The organism is Clostridium sp. CM037 (genome assembly GCF_055081095.1).
Genome location: NZ_CM143650.1, coordinates 1,915,770 through 1,936,048 on the forward strand (window position 1 = coordinate 1,915,770; position 20,279 = coordinate 1,936,048).

24 protein-coding genes are annotated in these 20,279 nt (G+C 31.0%); all 24 read left to right on the forward strand.

What is annotated here, in order from left to right; all coding sequences use genetic code 11:
• Positions 1–64 precede the first annotated feature (64 nt).
• Positions 65–376, forward strand: a complete 312-nt coding sequence (locus ACWJKP_RS09355; RefSeq protein ID WP_462961642.1) for a hypothetical protein — start codon at positions 65–67, stop codon at positions 374–376.
• A 63-nt stretch (positions 377–439) separates the two neighbouring features.
• Positions 440–592, forward strand: a complete 153-nt coding sequence (locus tag ACWJKP_RS09360) for a hypothetical protein (RefSeq protein WP_462961643.1) — start codon at positions 440–442, stop codon at positions 590–592.
• A gap of 13 nt (positions 593–605) precedes the next feature.
• Entirely contained in the window at positions 606–818 is a 213-nt protein-coding gene (locus ACWJKP_RS09365; protein WP_462961644.1) for a hypothetical protein, read from the forward strand.
• A gap of 11 nt (positions 819–829) precedes the next feature.
• Complete coding sequence (locus tag ACWJKP_RS09370) at positions 830–1,207, forward strand: hypothetical protein (protein WP_462961645.1); 378 nt, start codon at positions 830–832, stop codon at positions 1,205–1,207.
• Between the two features lie 12 nt (positions 1,208–1,219).
• Positions 1,220–1,846, forward strand: a complete 627-nt coding sequence (thyX, locus tag ACWJKP_RS09375; RefSeq protein WP_462961646.1) for an FAD-dependent thymidylate synthase — start codon at positions 1,220–1,222, stop codon at positions 1,844–1,846.
• Between the two features lie 2 nt (positions 1,847–1,848).
• The gene (locus tag ACWJKP_RS09380) at positions 1,849–2,409 is read left to right on the forward strand and encodes a sigma-70 family RNA polymerase sigma factor (protein ID WP_462961647.1); all 561 of its coding nucleotides are present in this window, start codon (positions 1,849–1,851) and stop codon (positions 2,407–2,409) included.
• Between the two features lie 80 nt (positions 2,410–2,489).
• Positions 2,490–2,945: a hypothetical protein gene (locus ACWJKP_RS09385; RefSeq protein ID WP_462961648.1), complete on the forward strand. Its 456-nt coding sequence runs from the start codon at positions 2,490–2,492 to the stop codon at positions 2,943–2,945.
• Positions 2,946–2,982: 37 nt separating this feature from the next.
• Positions 2,983–3,633, forward strand: a complete 651-nt coding sequence (locus ACWJKP_RS09390) for a hypothetical protein (RefSeq protein ID WP_462961649.1) — start codon at positions 2,983–2,985, stop codon at positions 3,631–3,633.
• Positions 3,630–3,785, forward strand: a complete 156-nt coding sequence (locus ACWJKP_RS09395; protein WP_462961650.1) for a hypothetical protein — start codon at positions 3,630–3,632, stop codon at positions 3,783–3,785. The genes ACWJKP_RS09390 and ACWJKP_RS09395 overlap by 4 nt, the downstream gene beginning before the upstream one ends.
• A 109-nt stretch (positions 3,786–3,894) precedes the next feature.
• Positions 3,895–5,451: a recombinase family protein gene (locus ACWJKP_RS09400; RefSeq protein WP_462961651.1), complete on the forward strand. Its 1,557-nt coding sequence runs from the start codon at positions 3,895–3,897 to the stop codon at positions 5,449–5,451.
• The gene (locus tag ACWJKP_RS09405) at positions 5,426–5,824 is read left to right on the forward strand and encodes a magnesium chelatase subunit ChlI family protein (protein ID WP_462961652.1); all 399 of its coding nucleotides are present in this window, start codon (positions 5,426–5,428) and stop codon (positions 5,822–5,824) included. The genes ACWJKP_RS09400 and ACWJKP_RS09405 overlap by 26 nt, the downstream gene beginning before the upstream one ends.
• 198 nt (positions 5,825–6,022) lie before the next feature.
• Positions 6,023–7,105, forward strand: a complete 1,083-nt coding sequence (dprA, locus tag ACWJKP_RS09410; protein WP_165414690.1) for a DNA-processing protein DprA — start codon at positions 6,023–6,025, stop codon at positions 7,103–7,105.
• Between the two features lie 47 nt (positions 7,106–7,152).
• On the forward strand, positions 7,153–9,264 hold the full coding sequence (gene topA / locus ACWJKP_RS09415; protein ID WP_165414691.1) for a type I DNA topoisomerase: 2,112 nt from the start codon (positions 7,153–7,155) through the stop codon (positions 9,262–9,264).
• 224 nt (positions 9,265–9,488) lie between these two features.
• Positions 9,489–10,265 (forward strand): GTP-sensing pleiotropic transcriptional regulator CodY, encoded by a 777-nt coding sequence (gene codY / locus ACWJKP_RS09420; RefSeq protein ID WP_165414693.1) that lies wholly within the window; start codon positions 9,489–9,491, stop codon positions 10,263–10,265.
• 194 nt (positions 10,266–10,459) lie between these two features.
• Positions 10,460–11,521 (forward strand): IS30 family transposase, encoded by a 1,062-nt coding sequence (locus ACWJKP_RS09425; RefSeq protein WP_224578705.1) that lies wholly within the window; start codon positions 10,460–10,462, stop codon positions 11,519–11,521.
• Between the two features lie 208 nt (positions 11,522–11,729).
• Positions 11,730–12,431 carry a 30S ribosomal protein S2 gene (gene rpsB, locus ACWJKP_RS09430; protein WP_165412164.1) on the forward strand — a complete coding sequence of 234 codons (702 nt, stop codon included), beginning with the start codon at positions 11,730–11,732 and terminating at the stop codon, positions 12,429–12,431.
• A 112-nt stretch (positions 12,432–12,543) separates the two neighbouring features.
• Entirely contained in the window at positions 12,544–13,464 is a 921-nt protein-coding gene (gene tsf, locus ACWJKP_RS09435; RefSeq protein ID WP_165412165.1) for a translation elongation factor Ts, read from the forward strand.
• A gap of 70 nt (positions 13,465–13,534) precedes the next feature.
• Entirely contained in the window at positions 13,535–14,263 is a 729-nt protein-coding gene (pyrH, locus tag ACWJKP_RS09440) for a UMP kinase (protein ID WP_165412166.1), read from the forward strand.
• 15 nt (positions 14,264–14,278) lie between these two features.
• Entirely contained in the window at positions 14,279–14,836 is a 558-nt protein-coding gene (gene frr, locus ACWJKP_RS09445; RefSeq protein WP_165412167.1) for a ribosome recycling factor, read from the forward strand.
• Between the two features lie 144 nt (positions 14,837–14,980).
• Entirely contained in the window at positions 14,981–15,685 is a 705-nt protein-coding gene (locus ACWJKP_RS09450) for an isoprenyl transferase (RefSeq protein ID WP_263492475.1), read from the forward strand.
• Between the two features lie 11 nt (positions 15,686–15,696).
• On the forward strand, positions 15,697–16,503 hold the full coding sequence (locus tag ACWJKP_RS09455) for a phosphatidate cytidylyltransferase (protein WP_165412169.1): 807 nt from the start codon (positions 15,697–15,699) through the stop codon (positions 16,501–16,503).
• A gap of 437 nt (positions 16,504–16,940) precedes the next feature.
• On the forward strand, positions 16,941–18,101 hold the full coding sequence (dxr, locus tag ACWJKP_RS09460; protein ID WP_165412170.1) for a 1-deoxy-D-xylulose-5-phosphate reductoisomerase: 1,161 nt from the start codon (positions 16,941–16,943) through the stop codon (positions 18,099–18,101).
• A gap of 14 nt (positions 18,102–18,115) precedes the next feature.
• Positions 18,116–19,153, forward strand: a complete 1,038-nt coding sequence (gene rseP / locus ACWJKP_RS09465) for an RIP metalloprotease RseP (protein WP_462961653.1) — start codon at positions 18,116–18,118, stop codon at positions 19,151–19,153.
• Positions 19,154–19,165: 12 nt separating this feature from the next.
• On the forward strand, positions 19,166–20,215 hold the full coding sequence (ispG, locus tag ACWJKP_RS09470; protein WP_165412172.1) for a flavodoxin-dependent (E)-4-hydroxy-3-methylbut-2-enyl-diphosphate synthase: 1,050 nt from the start codon (positions 19,166–19,168) through the stop codon (positions 20,213–20,215).
• The last annotated feature ends 64 nt before the right edge of the window (positions 20,216–20,279 follow it).

Sequence of the window (20,279 nt, forward strand, 5' to 3'; positions counted from 1 at the left end):
ATATTCATGAGGTCACGAAAAAAGAGCTGTTCGGTAATTCCGGACAACTGAAAAGGAGAAGTTTATGTTAAAAAAATATAAAGGTTATATAATATTTGTTTTTGGTATTGCATTTAACTTAGCGGAGTCACTATATTTTGGGATTGGTACAAGCAGAGGCTTTAATTTAAAACCAATGAGTATTGGTGAATTTGTATGTGATTATATTGCAATGGCTATTATGATTTTAGGATTATTCATAATGACTATAAAAATATATGAAAGAAGTTATGTTATAAAAAATCTCAATGATAGAGTTGATATATTAAATGCTCATATTAGATTGATAAATAAGAATGTACAACGTTTGATGGGCAACTATGTTAAAGAAGATTAGTTTGCAGTTCCAAGAAAAATGTCTATTAAAAACATTCATTTATTAAATTAGGAAGGAGAAGCCATGTTAGAAAAATTAGCAATATGGTATTTAATCAAGAAGATGAAAGGCATAAACAATATTGAGGTAGTAATTAGAAGTGATGGATGGACTTATCACAAACGGAATAAAGAAAGAGAAGAGTCTATAAAAAGAACTCTAGTTAGACTTAAATAGAAAGGAGTAGATTATGGAAGATAAAAAATATTTTATTTCTTATGCTGCTTATACAAATGTATCAAGACTTGGGAATGAATATGACTTGTTCAATAATATCGTTTATGCTGATGCAGATACAACTATGGAAACAATACAAGAAATAGAGAAAGATTTATTAGATCAGTTATGTAGATATAGTAAGGTCTACTATTCCACTCAAATCATATCAATGAATAAAATTTAGGAGGAATTAATGTGAATTACGAGATAGTACAAGAGCATGAATATCAAGACATCTATAGATTAACTCCAGGAGTTCTTTTAAAAATAAACAAGTATGCTGATCCAAGTTTGTTTTGGGATTGGACAGACTCGAAAGAGCATAAAGGGCAATTATCAAAAATAGAAGCACTAGGTAAATGCTATAAGCTTAAGGAAGAAGTAATAACAAGTTACCGAAAACAGACAATTCCTAAAGAAACAATTATATTTGAGGACAGTATTATTGTTCCTATCACAGACAAAAACAAGTTCTTCTATGAGCTTAAAACAACCGGTTCATGCTTCAGTGGAAATTTAAAAGACTTCAATGAATTGACAGAAATGATAGCTGAAATATTAAATAAATATTAGGAGGAATTATTAATGAAAATAATCAAAGCGAACTACACAATTGAAACAGAGATTAACGGTGCTGAAATACTTAAACAAATAGAAAAGGTTGGAAGAACTTGTTATAAGAGTGAAGAAAATATAACGGATGATTCAGCTATTAAGTTTGTAAAGAATTTAATTAAACGTCAGCATTTTGCCATGATAGAACACAATGCAATTACTGTACGATTTACATGCGACAGAGGAGTATCACATGAGATTGTAAGACACAGGATAGCTTCATTCGCTCAGGAATCTACAAGATATTGTAACTACAGTAAAGAGAAATTCGGGAACGAGCTAACCTTTATTAAGCCTTTATTCTTTGATGATACAGATGATTGTCTCGTGATATGGGAAAATACAATGGAATTAATAGAAAAAGCATATTTTAAATTACTCGAAAATAAAGCAAAAGCACAGGAAGCTAGGTCAATATTACCTAACTCATTAAAAACAGAAATAGTTATGACTGCTAACTTGAGAGAATGGAGAAGTTTTTTTAAACTTAGAACGGCAAATGGTGCTCACCCTCAAATGCGTGAATTAACTATTCCATTATTAGCAGAATTTAAAACTCTTATTCCAATAATATTTGATGACATCGAGGTGCTTTAATTATGACAAAAGAGGAAAGAGATAAATTAATAGAAGACCACATGGCTCTAGCAACTTCCATAGCAAGTAAATTTGTTAAGGTTAATACTAATAGAGAATTCGAGGATGTACGTCAATTTGCTTATATGGGACTAGTAAAAGCGGCTAATAATTATAATCCTACACTTGGTTTTGAGTTCAGTACCTATGCTCACAAAATGATTACTGGAGAAATAATCAATAACGTCAATTACAAAGAAAAGAAAACTCTTGAGACAATAGGAATCACTGAATATGCCAATGGTTCTGAAGGAGAAACGATAGAAGATATATTAGAAGACGAATCCATTGGAGAATATGATTTTGTAGAGAATAACGCTTTTGATACTCTGCTAAAAGGATTATCAAGCAGGCAAAAACGAGTTATAAAATTAAGGTTCGTTGATAGATTAACTCAATTAGAAGTGGCTGATATTTTTGGAGTAACAAAGCAAAGAATTACTATGTTAGAAAAAGGAGCTATAAAAAGATTAAGAAAATATTGGGGAGAAGAAAATTCAGATAAGCTTCAAATGGCAATTTAAAACAGTGATTTTATAAGAACAAATAAACAATAATCTTTTAATCAAACTTTTATAAGAATAAATTCGAAAGGAGCCAATCTATGAAAACAATGCAGCAGTTTGTAGAGAGTCTAAAAATAAGAATAACACCAGAATCCTACGCCAAGATAGATGGTCATAAATTACAGACAATTCTCATGGGACAAGGAGTGTTCTATAACTCTAATGGAGAGATAGTCCCATATGATAAGTTTATTGAAGCTGGGATGTTTGAATGTGGATTTGATGGTGTAGAAATTACAGACAAAGGTGAAGACTGGCTTAAGAAAAGTTTAATTGGTTCAAAGATGATAGAACTGAGAGCAGATCCAGTTTGGGTTTATACAGACTACAAATGGTTATTAGAGACAGAATTCACAGATGAACTTTATGTAATGGAATATTCTCCAGGAGAAGGTATCTTCTTTCCATTTTTTACAGAATCCACGAAAGCATGGATACTTAAAAATATTATAAATAAGGATTATCCAATTAGATACCACGAGATAGTTCGTTAAGAACAATTAAACAATAATGTTATAGGAGGGATTTATATTGGAAAAGAAATATTTAATAATAATTAACAAGGAGCTAATACATGAGTATCACCTTAATTATTTAAAGGGACACCCTAAATGTAGAACACTACCTTTCGCAAGACGTGAAACCATAAAGGTATTCAACAAAGATGGCTCTCCTAAACTCACAAAAGGCGGTAATCAGGTCACAAAAAAGCAAGCTATCAATAAAAAGAATTATGTAATGGCTGATTGTATGTATGGAGTAATGTCATTAAATGAGCTATTAGTTATTCAAAATCGTATGACGATGAATGGAAAGAAAGCAGCTTGGGGAGATTTAGGAATTTGGATTGCTGAAAAATTTGGATTAAGTGGTTTAGAAATTTCTAATTCGATGATGGAATATAAAATATTTGGAGCAACTAAAGCTAACCGAGACTGTGATAATATCTCAGCAGGAATCAAGTTCTTAAATGATGGTTTGTGTGTAAAATCTGGAGCTTTTCTTGATGATAATTATAATTTTCTTAATCCATTATTAATTTCTTTAGATGACGACAAGGATATGCCTAGAACTGAGATTAGAATTAGTATTTTTGAGGACAAGTTGAAAGACATATATAAGAAGATAAAAATTCATATTGAGAATTTTAAAGATTTGGATTCAGAGAAGGTGATTATATGATTACAAAAACTGTTCCTAACCCAAGGTTATTCGATTTTCATTTGATGAAAGGCTGGTTAGCGAACTACAAAACTCAAAAGCTAATCACAAATGACGAATATCTCTTAGCGTTAGAATATGTAAAAAAAGAATATGCAGATATTAAAGAATAGGGATTTCCTATTCTTTAGTTTTATCAAATTGATTTAAAAACTATTAATAACAGAAAATCAGTAGTATAATAATACGAAGTGGACACACACAGAAAAGGAGTATCTAATTATGTACAATGTAGTTTTTTACGCAAGAGTAAGCACTGAGGAACAAGGTCAATTAGACGCACTAGAGAATCAAATAGGAATGTTAGAACAATTCGTTGAAGAAAAAGAAGACTGGTTTTTGGTTGACAAATATATAGATGAAGGTAAGTCGGGGACTACTACAAAAGGAAGAACTAATTATAATAGATTATATAGTGATTTAGAATCTAATAAATTTGACATAATAGTAGTTAAGGACTTAAGTAGGCTGCAAAGAAATCCTCTTGATTACTATAAGTTTATTGACAAAGTGATTACAGCTGGAAAGAAGTTATATATCTTTACGGATAACAAATTCTATGAAAGTGACGATGCTTTGGTCAATGGAATTAAAGCAATCCTTGCTGGAGAATATTCAAGAGATATTTCTAAAAAAGTTAATGCAGGACATAAACAGAGACAAAAGCAAGGACTTATAATAACCAACGGGACAATGTGGGGATACAGACAAGAAAGAGGAAGTAAAAAATTAATATTAGATGAAGAAGAATCTAAAATAATAAAACAAATATTCACATGGTATATAGAAGGGAAAGGTTTTAGAATTATTTATAAATTATTAGAAGGAAAAGGAATAAAAAATAGAAATGGAAAGCCTTTTGCAATGACAACTTTAAAAAGGATTATACAGAATGAAAAATACAAAGGTGAACTTATTTGTAATAAGAGACATAAGGATTTCGATACAAAGAAAATATATGCGAATAATGAAACTGAATGGATTGTACATGAAGATATTATACCCAAGATTGTATCTAAAGAGGTGTGGGAAGAAGCTAATGTTATATTGAAGACAAAAAAAAGAAAAAACAATAGTGGTAAGAAAACTATGGCTGGATATTTTTCAGGGACACATTTATATAGCGGCAAAATATTTTGTGGTGCATGTGGAAAAACGTATTGGCATGTCATTTTTAGAGGAAAATCATTATGGCAATGTAAAGAATATAAATCTTTTGGATTACCTAAAGAAGGGGAATTACATGGTTGTCTAAACACCAAGATATATACTGAACAATTAGACGTTATTGCAAAAGATGCCATATTCAAATATTTGAAAAACAAAAATGAAATTAGTTTAAAAATGCTTTGTGTATTAGATAAAGTTATTAGTAACATCAATAATAATGACAATGACCTAAAAAGGCTCACAACTGAAAAGTCTAAAATAAATAATAGATCTAGTAAATTAATAGATATGAAATTAGATGGAGATATTTCTAAGGAAGAGTATATAAACAAAAAACAATCTTATGAGGAACAAATAAGTAAAATAGATTTACAGTTAACAAAACTTAATAATGAACTAAGTGAAGTTCTCGATAGAAAAGAAAAGCTAATTAAGATTAAAGAAATTAATACTACTAATATAGTAGATCCACAAAGTATTACAAATGAAATAATAGAAGATCTATTAGAGAAAATAACAATAGTTGATAAGAATAAGATAATGGTTGAAATAGTTGGAGGATATAACGAGATAGTCAATCTGTGTGTGCCCACTACTCGACCGCATTGATATATTTACAGCAGTAAATGCTCTGCCTTATAATAAAATATCTAGTGGGAAAAGTAGTGAAAAATCTAATGTTATTAAAAAAAGAGTAGAGGTAGCAAGAGATATTCAAGAAGAAAGATTTAGATCGGAAGAAATTCACTGTAATGCAGAGATGAGCCAAAAGCTAATTAAAAGGTACTGCCATTTAGATAATAAAGCTAGTAAAATCATGGAATTAATGTATAATAAATTTACTCTAAGCACAAGAGCTTATTCTAGAATTCTTAAGGTAGCAAGGACTATTGCAGATTTAGATGAAAGTGAGAATATCTTAGATAAACATATAATTGAAGCTATGCAATATAGAAAATTTATAGATGAAAAGATAGTTTAACGACATTTCAGAAGGGAAGTCTCCCACTTCTATAAGTGAGAGTTCCATACTATAACAAAGAGAAAACTTCAGTGGGAGCATAAATCTCCTTCTGAAGTCGTCAATGCATCTTCTGTGAAGATGTTTCAGCTCCTCAGGAGATGATTTAATTGGTAATATTAAAAAATAAATTTAAGTTAGTGGAGGTAAGTAAAAAAAATGAATGACTATGATATATGGTTTTCTTTAGTTAAATTATCCCCTAAAAATAAACTGAAATTAATAAATGATTTTCATAATACAGAAAAAATATGGTATTATGGTGTACATAATAAAAAAACAGAATATTTTAAAAATAATTTAATTGACGTACTTACAGATGCTTGGAGTGAGAGTGAAATTGATAAGGTAAAAAGAAAATTAGAGGTTAATGAAATAAAATCAGTTACTTATTTAGAAGAGGAATATCCTAAAAAATTAAAAAATTATGATGATGCACCATTTGCGTTATTTTATAAAGGAAACATATTGCCATTAGAGGATGGATTCAATATTTCTATAGTTGGTTCGAGGAAGTATTCAAATTATGGTAAGGATGTTACTAAAATTATATGCTCGGATTTATGTGCTAATAATATTAACATTATTAGTGGAATGGCTAAGGGTATTGACACTTTTGCCCATGAAAGTTGTTTAGAAGGCGAAGGCTATACTTGTGCAGTTTTAGGTTCGGGGTTAGATATAGTATACCCAAAAGAAAATCTTAAAATTTTCAATGAGATAATTGAAAAAGGTGCTGTTATTTCAGAGTTTTTACCAGGAACACCACCACATGCTTACAACTTTCCCCAAAGGAATAGAATAATAAGCGCTCTCGGTGATATTATTATTGTAATAGAGGCTGGTGAAAAAAGTGGATCTTTAATTACTGCAAATCTAGCACTCGAACAAGGTAAAGATGTTATGGCTGTGCCAGGCTCTATATTTTCATATGAAAGCAAAGGAACCAATAAATTAATTAAGGATGGAGCATACCCTATGACTTGTTCTGATGATATATTTAATTTAATGGGAATAGAGATGAAAAATCAAAAAAAAACCACTGTGCGGTCTTTTAATAGTCAAATTAACAAAAAAATATATAGCATTATAAATGATAGTCCAATACATATAAACGATATTATTAGAATAACTAACATTGACATAAAACAATTATATGAGGTATTATTTGAAATGCAGATTAAAAATGAAATATTATGTCTATCAGGAAACTATTATGTAAAAGTAAATGACAAAATATAAGTAAATATATATTAACTATATTAGAATACATTGATGGAGGGGATAAGATGGGACAAAAACTTGTTATAGTTGAGTCGCCGGCTAAAGCTAAAACTATAAAAAAATATTTAGGAAGTAGTTATGTAGTTGAGGCGTCCATGGGGCATGTTAGAGATTTGCCAAAAAGCCAATTGGGGGTTGACATAGAAAATAATTATGAACCTAAATATATAACTATCCGTGGTAAGGGAGAACTTCTTTCGAAACTAAGAAAAGAAGCAAAAAAAAGCGACAAGATTTATTTGGCAACAGATCCTGATAGGGAGGGTGAAGCTATAGCTTGGCATTTAGCAAAAGCCTTAAAAATAGATGAAAAAGATAAGTGTCGGATAGAATTCAATGAGATAACCAAAACAGCGGTTAAAAACGCTATAAAGTCGCCAAGGGTAATAAATGCGACGCTTGTGGATGCCCAACAAGCAAGGCGTATACTTGATAGATTGGTTGGATATGAAATTAGTCCTATACTTTGGAGAAAAGTTAAATGGGGACTTAGTGCAGGACGAGTTCAATCAGTTACACTTAAAATAATTTGTGACAGACAAAAGGAAATAGAAAAATTTATAACCAAAGAGTATTGGACTATAGAATGCGAGTTGTATAAAGAAGGAGATTCTCAGAAATTAAATGTTAAATTAGCCTCTAAGGGTAAAGAAAAAGTTGAAATGAATTCTAAAGAAGAAAGTGATAATGTCATTAATGAACTTAAGGAAAAAGAATTCATTATAAGCAAAATAAAGAAATCGTCAAAGGCTAGAAAACCACTACCACCATTCATAACAAGTACATTGCAGCAAGATGCATATAGAAAACTTAATTTTGCAACTAAAAGAACTATGTCTATTGCGCAACAATTATATGAAGGTATGGAGATAGAAGGACATGGAACAGTGGGATTAATTACATATATGAGAACTGATTCTACTAGAATAGCTGAAGAAGCTCAAATAAATGCGAAAGAATTTATTGAGAGTAAATATGGGGAGCAGTACTATCCGAGTACCCCTAGAATATACAAAAGTAAAAAAAACATACAAGATGCTCATGAAGCCGTTAGACCTTCTTATGTTGAAATAACGCCAGAGATAGCAAAAAAAACACTTAAAGCTCCACAATACAAACTATATAAATTAATTTGGAATAGATATGTAGCAAGTCAAATGGAATCATGTTTACTAAATACTATATCTATTGATATAGTAAATGGAGACTATGTGTTTAAGGCATCAGGATCTAAAGTATCCTTCGATGGATTCAGAAAAATTTATGATGAAGAGCTAGATGAAGAAGAAAATACTTTGAAAATTCCAGAATTGAATGAAGGAGATATTCTACAATGTGAAAAAACCGAAGGAAAGCAGCATTTTACTCAGCCACCTGCTAAATTTTCTGAGGCATCTCTTGTAAAAACATTAGAAGAAAATGGCATAGGAAGACCTAGTACTTATGCACCTATTATTACAACTCTTCTAAATAGAAAGTATGTAGAAAAAGATCAAAAGACTTTAGAAGTTACAGAAATAGGCAATATTGTGAATGACATTTTAAGTGAATACTTTAAACAGATAGTGGATATTGAATTTACAGCACAAATGGAGAATAATTTAGATTATATAGAACAAGGACAGGAAAAGTGGCAAAATATAGTTAGTGAATTTTTTACACCATTAAAAGAAGATATTGAAATTGCTGAAAAAGAGATAGCTAAAATCACAATAGAAGATGAAGTTACAGACGTAGAATGTGATAAATGTGGCAAGTTAATGGTAATAAAACATGGAAGATTTGGTGATTTCATGGCATGCCCTGGTTACCCAGAATGCAAAAATACAAAAGCAATTACTAAAGAACTAGAACTTCCATGCCCTAAATGTGGCGGGAAAATTTTAGAAAGAAGAAGTAAGAAAGGAACTAGATTTTTTGGATGCAGTAATTATCCAGAATGTGATTTTGTAAGCTGGTTTGAGCCTACCGAAATAAAATGTTCTGAGTGTGGTACATATATGTTAAAAAGATATAGTAAAACTAAAGGCGATTATATCGAATGTTCTAATAAAGAATGTAAACATAAGGAATACAAAGTCGAAGAAAATAGGGAAGAGGGTAGTGAGCAAAAGTAAAATTTATACAATAAGTTAAAAAATTTACTAGAATTTAATAAATATAATGTCGAAATTTAAAAAACACTGTTGATATAGCATGAATGTTGTGATAGTATTAAGTGGACAAGGAACGATTCTAAAAATTTGAAATATTTTGAATTTTGCTTATGCTAAAGCAAGATAGATTTATGAATTGGATTAAATAATATAGATTGTGTTTTATAACATAAATGAGGAGGAATATTGTGTCACTATTAGCTAAAACAAGAATGTTAAATAAAATATTGCAAAAATCAGGAACGGAGCCAGTAGTTTTTGATGATATTTGTAATTTGCTAAGCGATGTATTGCAATGTAATGTATATATTATTAGCAGAAAAGGAAAAATATTGGGTTATAATTTATCAAGCGGATTTGAATGTGAAATCGTAAAGGATGAAATTATAAAAAATATGAGATTTCCGGAAAATTACAATAACAGTTTGCTTAATGTCAACGAAACAAGGGCTAATCTTACGAATAAAAATATTTGTGTATTCCAAGATGATAGGGAATGCTCAATAGAAAATAAATTATCCACTATAGTACCGATAAATGGTAACAGAGAGAGATTAGGTACTCTTTTACTTGCAAGATTTGATAAAGAGTTTACAGATGATGATTTAGTTTTAGTTGAATATAGTGCTACTATAGTTGGACTTGAGATTTTGAGAGCTAAAAATGATTTGATAGAAGAAGAAGAAAGGAAAAAAGCAGTAGTGCAACTTGCTATTGGAACACTATCTTATTCTGAACTAGAAGCTGTACAACATATTTTCAATGAATTAGACGGAATTGAAGGATTGTTAGTAGCATCTAGAATAGCAGACAAAGTTGGAATAACTAGATCTGTTATTGTGAATGCACTCAGAAAATTTGAAAGTGCAGGAGTAATAGAATCAAGATCACTTGGAATGAAGGGTACTCATATCAAAATATTAAATGAGAAGCTAATTGACGAGCTTAAAAAAATAAAATAATTTAAGGCAGAGCAATTTTGTTCTGCCTTAAATTGTTTTTAATTATTAAAATATAAATACATATGAAACAAGTATTTCAATTTTATGGTAAGTTGTAAAATGAAATGACCATAGAACAAAAAATAAAGACTCAAGAGAAAAAATCTTGTACAATGTTAAGTGACTAAACCAACACAAGTACAGGAGGATTTCAAATGAGTCAATCAAATTTTATCACAGAGAACAAAAAAGGTAAACACCTAACATATGAGGATCGTATAAAGATAGAGACATTATACAAAATGGGGCTAAATTCAAGCTGTATTGCGGAGCAAATAGGTGGACGTTCAGAGCGTACAATAAGGCGTGAAATTGCTAAAGGAATAGTAGAATTATTGAATAGTGATTTAACCACTCGAATGGAATATAGCGCAGAAATTGGGCAGTCAGAACATGACAGACAAGGCACAGCAAAAGGGCCTGCATTGAAAATAGGGAAAGATCACAAATTGGTGAAGTACTTAGAAAAAGCCATTGGTAAATATGGCGAATCTCCGTATGCAGCTATTCAAAATATAACAAATAAAGATCTACAATTCGAAACAACTATTTGCTTCAAAACTGTGTATAACTATTTGGATAATAATTTATTCTTAAACATAAGTAACAAAGATCTGCCTGTTAAAAAGAATGCCAAAAAGAGAAACTATAAAAAAATAAGGCCGGCGTATAACAATACCAAAGGGACAAGCATATCAGAAAGACCTACAGCGGTAGCTGCACGTGATGAGATAGGGCACTGGGAAATGGACACCGTAGTAGGAAAGCAGGGTACAAAGACTGTATTAATGGTGTTAAGCGAAAGAGTAACTCGCAAGGAGTTAATCTTTAAAATACCTTCTAAATCACAGGTCGCTGTTGTGAAGGAATTGGACAAATTGGAGCGTAAAATGGGAATGGCATTCTCAAAAACATTTAAAACAATCACCTGTGATAACGGCTGTGAGAACCTTGATTTCGAGGGTATTGAGACCTCAGTAAGGAATAAACAAAAGAGAACTAAAGTATATTATGCCCATCCATATAGTTCATGGGAACGAGGCACAAACGAGAATATCAATAAAATGATACGACGATTTATCCCAAAAGGTGTGGATATTTCAGCATTCTCTAAAAAACAAATTATGCAAATACAGCACTGGATCAACAATTATCCAAGAAGGATTTTTAACGGTCTATCTGCTAATATGATGGAACGGAAAACCATTACAACTTAACATTATATTTTTCTTGAAAATTTCGGACATTTTATATTGCAATCTACATATTTCAATTTTATTAAAAAAAATATTGAATACATTATCACATTGTGATATACTATGTAGGTAAGAAAATACACACATTGCTTGATTATGGAAGGGTTCCGATATTTGGACTTCAATAAGATGATGGTGATGGAGGTAAAAACCAAGGAGGTTATTATTAATGGCAGTTATTTCAATGAAACAATTATTAGAGGCAGGTGTTCACTTCGGACATCAAACTAGAAGATGGAATCCTAAAATGGCACCATACATATTTACAGAAAGAAATGGTATATACATTATCGATTTACAAAAAACAGTTAGAAAAATAGATGAGGCATATGATTTCATAAAATCTGTATCTGAAGAAGGTAAGGATGTTCTATTTGTAGGAACAAAAAAACAAGCTCAAGAAGCTATTAAATTTGAATCAGTAAGAGCAGGAATGCATTTTGTAAACAATAGATGGTTAGGTGGAATGTTAACAAACTTTAAAACAATTAAAACAAGAATACAAAGATTAGAAGAATTATTTAAAATGGAAGAAGACGGAATATTTGAAGTTCTTCCAAAAAAAGAAGTTAGTCACCTTCTAAATGAAAGAGAAAAACTAGAAAAGAATTTAGGCGGAATAAGAAGCATGGATGCAAATAAAATTGGAGCTCTATTTGTTGTAGATCCAAGAAAAGAAAAGAATGCGATTTCTGAAGCTAAAATTCTTGGAATTCCTGTAGTTGCAATAGTTGACACAAACTGTGATCCAGATGAAGTTGATTATGTAATTCCAGGTAATGATGATGCTATAAGAGCAGTTAAATTAATAACTGAAAGATTAGCTGATGCTATTATAGAAGGCAGACAAGGTGAACAATTAGCTGAATAATAGTAACTATATTTATCTAATAATATAATTATTGATATAACAGTTGGGGGGTAGGTGAAAGTTAATTCTTTCATTTACCTTTTAAATTAGATAGGAATAGGAGGAAATAATAATGATTAGTGCAAGTATGGTTAAAGAGTTAAGAGAAAAAACTGGAGCCGGTATGATGGATTGTAAAAGGGCTCTAAGTGAAACAGAGGGTGACATAGAAAAAGCGGTTGAACTTTTAAGAGAAAAAGGTTTAGCAGCAGCTGCAAAAAAATCTGGAAGAATAGCTGCAGAAGGATTAGTAAACTCATTTATTTCAGATGACATGAAAGTTGGATCTGTTGTAGAGGTTAATTGTGAAACGGATTTTGTTGCTGATAATGAAGATTTTGTTACTTTAGCGAAAAACATAACAATGCAAGCAGTGCAAACTACTTCAACTACTATTGATGAATTAGTTTCTGAAAAATACATAGCTGATGAAGCAATTAATGTTACGGATGCGGTAACAGCTTTAATAGCAAAATTGGGCGAGAACATGTCTGTAAGAAGATTTCAAAAGTTTTCTATTGAAAATGGTATAGTTCAAAGCTATATTCACGGTGGCGGAAGAATAGGTGTTTTAGTAGAACTTGCTTGCGCAAAACAAGATGATGTATTAATTGCGATTGCTAAAGATGTTGCAATGCAAATTGCAGCTACTAGTCCTTTATTCTTAGATAACACTTGTGTTGATAGTGAAACTTTAGAAAAAGAAAAAGAAATATACAGAGTACAAGCAATAAACGAAGGAAAACCAGAAAAAATCATTGAAAAAATGGTTATGGGTAGAGTAAATAAATATTATAAAGAAGTTTGCTTGCTTGAACAAGTTTGGGTTAAAAATGCTGACTATACTATTAAAAAATATCTTCAAGAAGAATCTAAAAAACTTGGTGCTGACATAACTATAACAAGATATGTGAGATTTGAAAGAGGAGAAGGCATAGAAAAGAAGGAAGAAAACTTTGCTGAAGAAGTTCAAAGACAAGTACAGGGTAAATAACAATTAAAGAGAACACTACGTGTTCTCTTTTTTAAAATAAGTAATACTATAAATTGGAGGTATAATGTTTATGGAGGTTGCTAAATATAAAAGAGTTATGTTAAAGATTTCAGGAGAAGCTTTAGCTGGTGAAAAAGGATTTGGAATAGACTTTGAAATTACAAATGAGATAGCACTTCAAATAAAAGAATTGGTTGAGTTAGGTGTTGAGATAGGCATAGTTGTTGGAGGCGGAAACATATGGCGTGGTAGAAGTGGTGAAGGCATGGACAGGACTACTGCGGATTATATGGGAATGATGGCAACTTGCATTAATGCATTAGCGCTTCAAGACTCTTTGGAGAATATAGGCGTAAATACTAGAGTACAAACTGCCATTGAAATGAAGGCGGTAGCAGAACCATTTATAAGAAGAAGAGCTATGAGGCATTTAGAAAAAGGTAGAGTTGTTATATTCGCAGCTGGTACAGGTAATCCATATTTTTCAACAGATACAACAGCGGCACTTAGGGCGGCAGAAATAGAAGCTGAAGTAATTTTGCTTGCTAAAAAAGTAGATGGAGTTTACGATAAGGATCCTCATAAATATAATGATGCGAAGAAGTTTGATAATCTTACATATCTTAATGTTCTTGAAAGAGGTCTACAAGTTATGGATTCTACGGCTACATCATTATGTATGGACAATAATATACCTATATTAGTTTTTGGACTAGATAATCCTGAAAATATAAAAAGAGCAATTTTAGGAGAAGAAATTGGTACTTTAGTATCAGATTGTACTATAGAATCAATATAAAATGGAGGGAATTCTATGATTAAACAAATTATTAGTATTGCTGATGAAAAAATGAATAAAACTATTGCTGTTTTTAAACATGAGATTTCAGGTATGAAAGCAGGGAGAGCGAATGCTACAATGCTAGATAGGATTCATGTTGAATGTTATGGAAGTCTTATGCCATTAAATCAAATAGCAAACATTTCAGCACCGGAACCTAGAGTATTACTTATCCAGCCATGGGATAAATCTTCTATGAAAGATATAGAAAGAGCTATATTGAAATCCGATTTAGGATTAAACCCATCAAGTGATGGATCAGCAATTAGATTAATTATTCCTGAACTTACAGAAGAAACAAGAAAAGTTTTAATTAAAACTGTAAAGAAAACAGGGGAAGATGCTAAAGTAGCTATTAGATCTATTAGGCGAGATGCTAATGATAAGATTAAGGCTTTGAAAAAAAACACCGAAATTACTGAGGATGAAGCTAAAAAATCAGAAGATATCATCCAAAAAGAAACAGATAAATTTATTAAAGAAATAGATACATTAATAGAGGTTAAAGAAAAAGAAGTAATGGCCGTTTAATATATAATTTTAAATAGAACCTGCAGTTATGCAGGTTCTATTTAAGATTATAATATAACTAATAAAAAGGAGGGAATTTTATTGAAAACATTATTCGCTTTTTTTAAAAAAAATAAAAGTACAAGTAATAATATTGAGTTAGACATGTCGAGAATACCTGAACATATTGCAATTATAATGGATGGGAATGGTAGATGGGCTAAGGAGCGTAATTTGCCGAGAGCACTTGGACATAAGGCTGGAGTAGAAGCAATAAGAAGAATTGTAAAAGAGTGCAACAAATTAGGGGTTAAATATTTAACATTATACGCATTTTCAACTGAAAATTGGAATAGACCTTTACAAGAAGTGGACGCTCTAATGAAATTATTAGTAGAATATTTAAAAAATGAGTTCGAGGAATTGAACGCCAATGATGTTGTTATCAATTCTATTGGTAACATATCAAAATTACCACAGATTTGCATAACAGAATTAAACTCTGCTTATGAAAGGACAAAGAATAATAAGGGGTTAATTTTAAATCTAGCTTTAAATTATGGAGGAAGAAACGAAATAGTAGATGCTGTAAAAGAAATTTGTTTAGATTTGACGAATAAAAAAATATATGAAGATGAAATAACTGAGGGTTTATTTTCAAAGTATTTGTATACAAAAGGAATGCCCGACCCAGACCTTATAATAAGACCTAGTGGGGAGTTAAGATTAAGTAATTTTTTACTATGGCAGAGTGCATACTCAGAACTTTGGTTTTCGGATATTAATTGGCCAGATTTTCATGAGAAGCAATTGAAATGTGCAATATTAAATTATCAAAAAAGAGACAGAAGATTTGGAAAGGTTAAATAGAGGAGAAAATTATGAATAATAGATATATAGGAGCACTGATGTTAGCTCCGTTAATAATATTTTTAATTTTAGGTGGAGAGTACTTAAAATATAGTGTAATGGTACTTTCACTTTTTGGAATGTATGAGTTCTATAAAGTTTCTAGAAAAAAACACTATAAGCCAATTGGAATTATAGGATATATTTTATGTATAGTATATTACTTGAAAATGAGCAAGGATTTTCCAGCAAGTTTTAATGTATATATTTTAATAGTAACAATTCTTTTACTATTATGTATTCCGGTGATTTATACAAAGTATAATTTTGTTGATGTGGCTCTCACTATATTTGGATTTTTATATGTGGCAGTATTTTTTAGTTTTATAGTGTTTATAAACAATAAAACCTACGGTCAATATTTAGTTTGGATTATATTTATTTGCTCGTGGGTCTGTGATACGTCAGCCTATTATTGTGGAAGATTTTTAGGCAAAGGTGGCAAACATAAGCTCTGCCCTAAAGTTAGCCCTAATAAAACAATTGAGGGCTCAATAGGAGGTCTTTTAGGCAGCACTATAGGGTGTACAATTTATGGCTATGTTATTTCAAAATATGGTGTACCTATTCAATTATATCATTACGCTATAATTGGTGTTCTTTGTGGCAGTTTTGGACAACTTGGAGATTTAATTGCGTCATCTATAAAAAGATTTGTAGGAGCCAAAGATTACAGTAGCCTTATTCCAGGACATGGTGGAGTTTTAGATCGGTTTGATAGTATTCTATTTGTGTCTGTGGTAGCATTTTATTATATTACATTTATATTAGTAATTTAAATTCATATATACTAAAGGTACAAGAAATTAATAGTGCACCTCCGTAGGAGATGATTTAATATACTTTAGTGATTAATAAAATCATATATTGAACAGAATGCAAATAAACAATTAGTTGTAAATTGGCATTACTGGCAATGTATGATTTTATTATTACGTAAAATTTTAAAATAATAATTGGGTTATATTTTATATTAATATCCGCGTTGATTAATGAATATAATAAAAAGGAGCACTATATAATATATGTGAAATAATTACCCATATATTTGTAAATATTACTAGTTACTTTATTTTAGAACATAAATATGTTATATTATATGCTGTAGAAGAATTGCTTGCTAAAAGAAAACAGGTAAATTTATAAGTGTGAAATTAAAGGAAAAAATAAGATTTTGAAGTATAAATAACAGAATTACGTGAATGGAGAGAGTTACATGAAGAAGATTACTATTTTAGGAGTTACTGGGTCGATAGGAACTCAAACTTTAGATGTTATTCGAAATGATATTGATAATTTCACTATTGTGGGAATTTCTGCTAACACCAATTATGAGAAGATTATACCCATCATAGAAGAATTTAAGCCTAAATATGTTACCATGATGGACGAGGCGGCTTCATTAAAACTTAAAAAGCATTGCATGCTAAAAAAATATTCAACAAAAATATTGCAGGGACTGGAAGGACTAAATTATATAAGTACACTACCCGAAGTTAATATTGTAGTAACCGCAGTTGTAGGTATGATAGGCTTAGTTCCCACCATGAAAGCAATTAATGCTGGTAAAGATATTGCCTTAGCTAATAAAGAGACACTAGTTGCAGCAGGGGGACTAGTAATGGAGGCTGCTAAAAAAAATCATGTCAATATTTTACCAGTTGATTCAGAACATGGTGCTATTTTTCAATGTCTACAGGGTAATAAGTCGGAATCTGTTAACAAAATAATAATAACCGCATCAGGTGGTCCGTTTAGAGGCAAAAATAAGCAACAATTAATAGAAATAAAACCGGAAGAGGCGCTTAAACATCCTAAATGGGAAATGGGTAGAAAAATATCTATTGACTCCTCAACACTTATGAATAAAGGCCTAGAGGTTATAGAGGCACACTGGTTATTTGGGGTAGATTACGAAAATATACAAGTGGTAGTTCATCCTCAAAGTATAATACATTCTATGGTAGAATACATGGATGCAAGTGTAATAGCACAAATGAGTTCTGCTGACATGAGACTTCCTATTCAATATGCTATAAACTATCCTGAAAGAAATAATGCTGTTATCGATAAATTAGACTTTTATAATATGGGCAATTTAACTTTTGAAAAACCAGATATGGATACGTTCAAATGTCTTAAATTAGCATATAAAGCAGGTAAAATGGGTGGAAATATGCCTGCTATTATGAATGCTGCTAATGAAGTAGCTGTTGAATTATTTTTGGATTATAAAATTAAGTATCTTATAATAGAAGATATTATAGAAAAATGCATGAATAAATTTGAGCATAATATTAATCCAGATTTAGAAGAAATTTTAGAAGTTGACTTAAAGGTAAGAGAATATGTAAGAAATTATTATGATAAAGAGTAGGGAGGAAAATTATTATGAGTAATATTATAGCAAACATACCATACTTTATTATGGCTATATTAGCATTTAGTCTTTTGATTATAATACATGAATTAGGCCATTTTACTCTATGCAAGCTAAATGGAGTAAAAGTAAGTGAATTTTCTTTAGGGATGGGACCGAAAATATTTGGAATTAAAGGGAAAGAAACGGAGTATTTGATTAAAGCATTTCCTATTGGAGGATATGTTAAAATGGAAGGGGAAGATGGAGAAAGTAATGATCCGAGATCTTTCACAAATAAAACCCCGGGTCAAAAACTAAGCATAGTTTCTGCTGGAGCAATTATGAATTTAATATTGGCAGTAGTTTTATTTGCTATGGTAGGGGCGTCTAAAGGATATATATTACCAATAATTGGGGAGTTGGTACCAAATAGTCCAGCTGTGAAAGCTGGGATACAAGTTGGAGATGAAATTACTAAGATTAATAAGACTAAAATAGATAGATGGGATCAAGTTCAAAATGAGATTTTTGTTTCTAAAGGTGAAAGTATGGATATTGAAATAGTCAGAAATTCAAAAGTGGAAAAAATCACCCTTAAACCCATTAAGAGCGAGAAAGAAAAATTATTTTTTGTAGGAGTCTCTCCTTCTATGGTTGAGAAAAAAATGAACCCTGGCAAAGCTGTGGGTTATGGATTTGATCAAATTGGTAATACTGTAAAACAAATTTTTGAATTTTTCGGTAACGTATTCCACGGGAAAGTTTCAGCAAATGATGTTGGAGGACCGATAAGCATAATAAGATTTTCTGGAAAAGCGGCACAAGCTGGAATTACAACCTTAATGTATTTTACTGCATTAATGAGTGTACAATTAGGAATATTCAATATAATACCTTTTCCAGCACTAGATGGAGGATGGATTTTTATGTTGTTATTTGAAATAATATCAGGTAAAAAATTAGATGATAATAAAGTTGCAACTATAAATTACATTGGATTTATGTTTTTAATGGCATTTATGGTGTTAGTAGTTATTAAGGATATAGTTAGTCCGCTAAAATTCTAGGAGATGAAGACTATGAGGGAGCGTAAAACGAAGAAGATTAGAGTTGGAAATGTATATATAGGTGGAGATTCATTGATAGCAGTACAGTCAATGACCAATACAGACACAAGGGATGTAGAAGCTACAGTAAATCAAATTCTTCAGCTAGAAAAGGTAGGGTGTGACATTGTAAGATGCGCGGTCCCAGATATGCAAGCGGCTGAGGCTGTTAAGAACATAGTGAAAAGAATTCACATACCACTTGTGGCAGATATTCATTTTGACTATAGGCTAGCTTTAAAATCTATTGAGAACGGGATATCCAAATTAAGAATTAATCCAGGTAATATTGGAAGCCGCGATAAAATAAAATTAGTCGCAGAAGCAGCTAAAGAGAAAGGCATTCCCATTAGAATTGGTGTGAATTCAGGATCACTAGAAAAAGATATTATTGAAAAGTATGGTCATGTATGCGCGCAGGCACTAGTTGAAAGTGCGTTAAGACATGTTAAAATACTTGAAAGTTTTAATTTTTATGACATAGTTATTTCTATAAAATCGTCAGATGTGGTCATGATGATTGAAAGTTACAAATTATTATCAGGTAAAGTAGATTATCCGCTACACCTCGGTGTTACTGAGGCTGGAACTACATGGAGAGGGACAATAAAATCAAGTATAGGTATTGGGGCGCTTTTAGCTGAGGGGATTGGAGATACTATAAGGGTGTCACTAACGGGGGATGTAGTAGACGAGGTTAAAGTCGGCATAGAAATCCTGAAATCCTTAGGGTATATAGATGATGGAATTAAATTTGTATCATGCCCAACATGTGGTAGAACTCAAATTAATCTTATTAAAATTGCAAATGAAGTAGAAAAAAGATTAGAATGTTGCAATAAGAACATAAAGATTGCAATAATGGGATGTATAGTTAATGGCCCCGGTGAAGCAAGAGAAGCTGATATTGGCATAGCTGGAGGTAACGGAGTTGGTCTCATATTTAAAAAAGGTGAAATAATTAAAACCGTTAAAGAAGAAGATTTAGTGGAAGAACTTATTCGCGAGATAGATAAATTATAGGCGCATTCAAATTTATTTTAACGACATTTCAGAAGGAAAGTCTCCCACTTCTATAAGTAGGGGT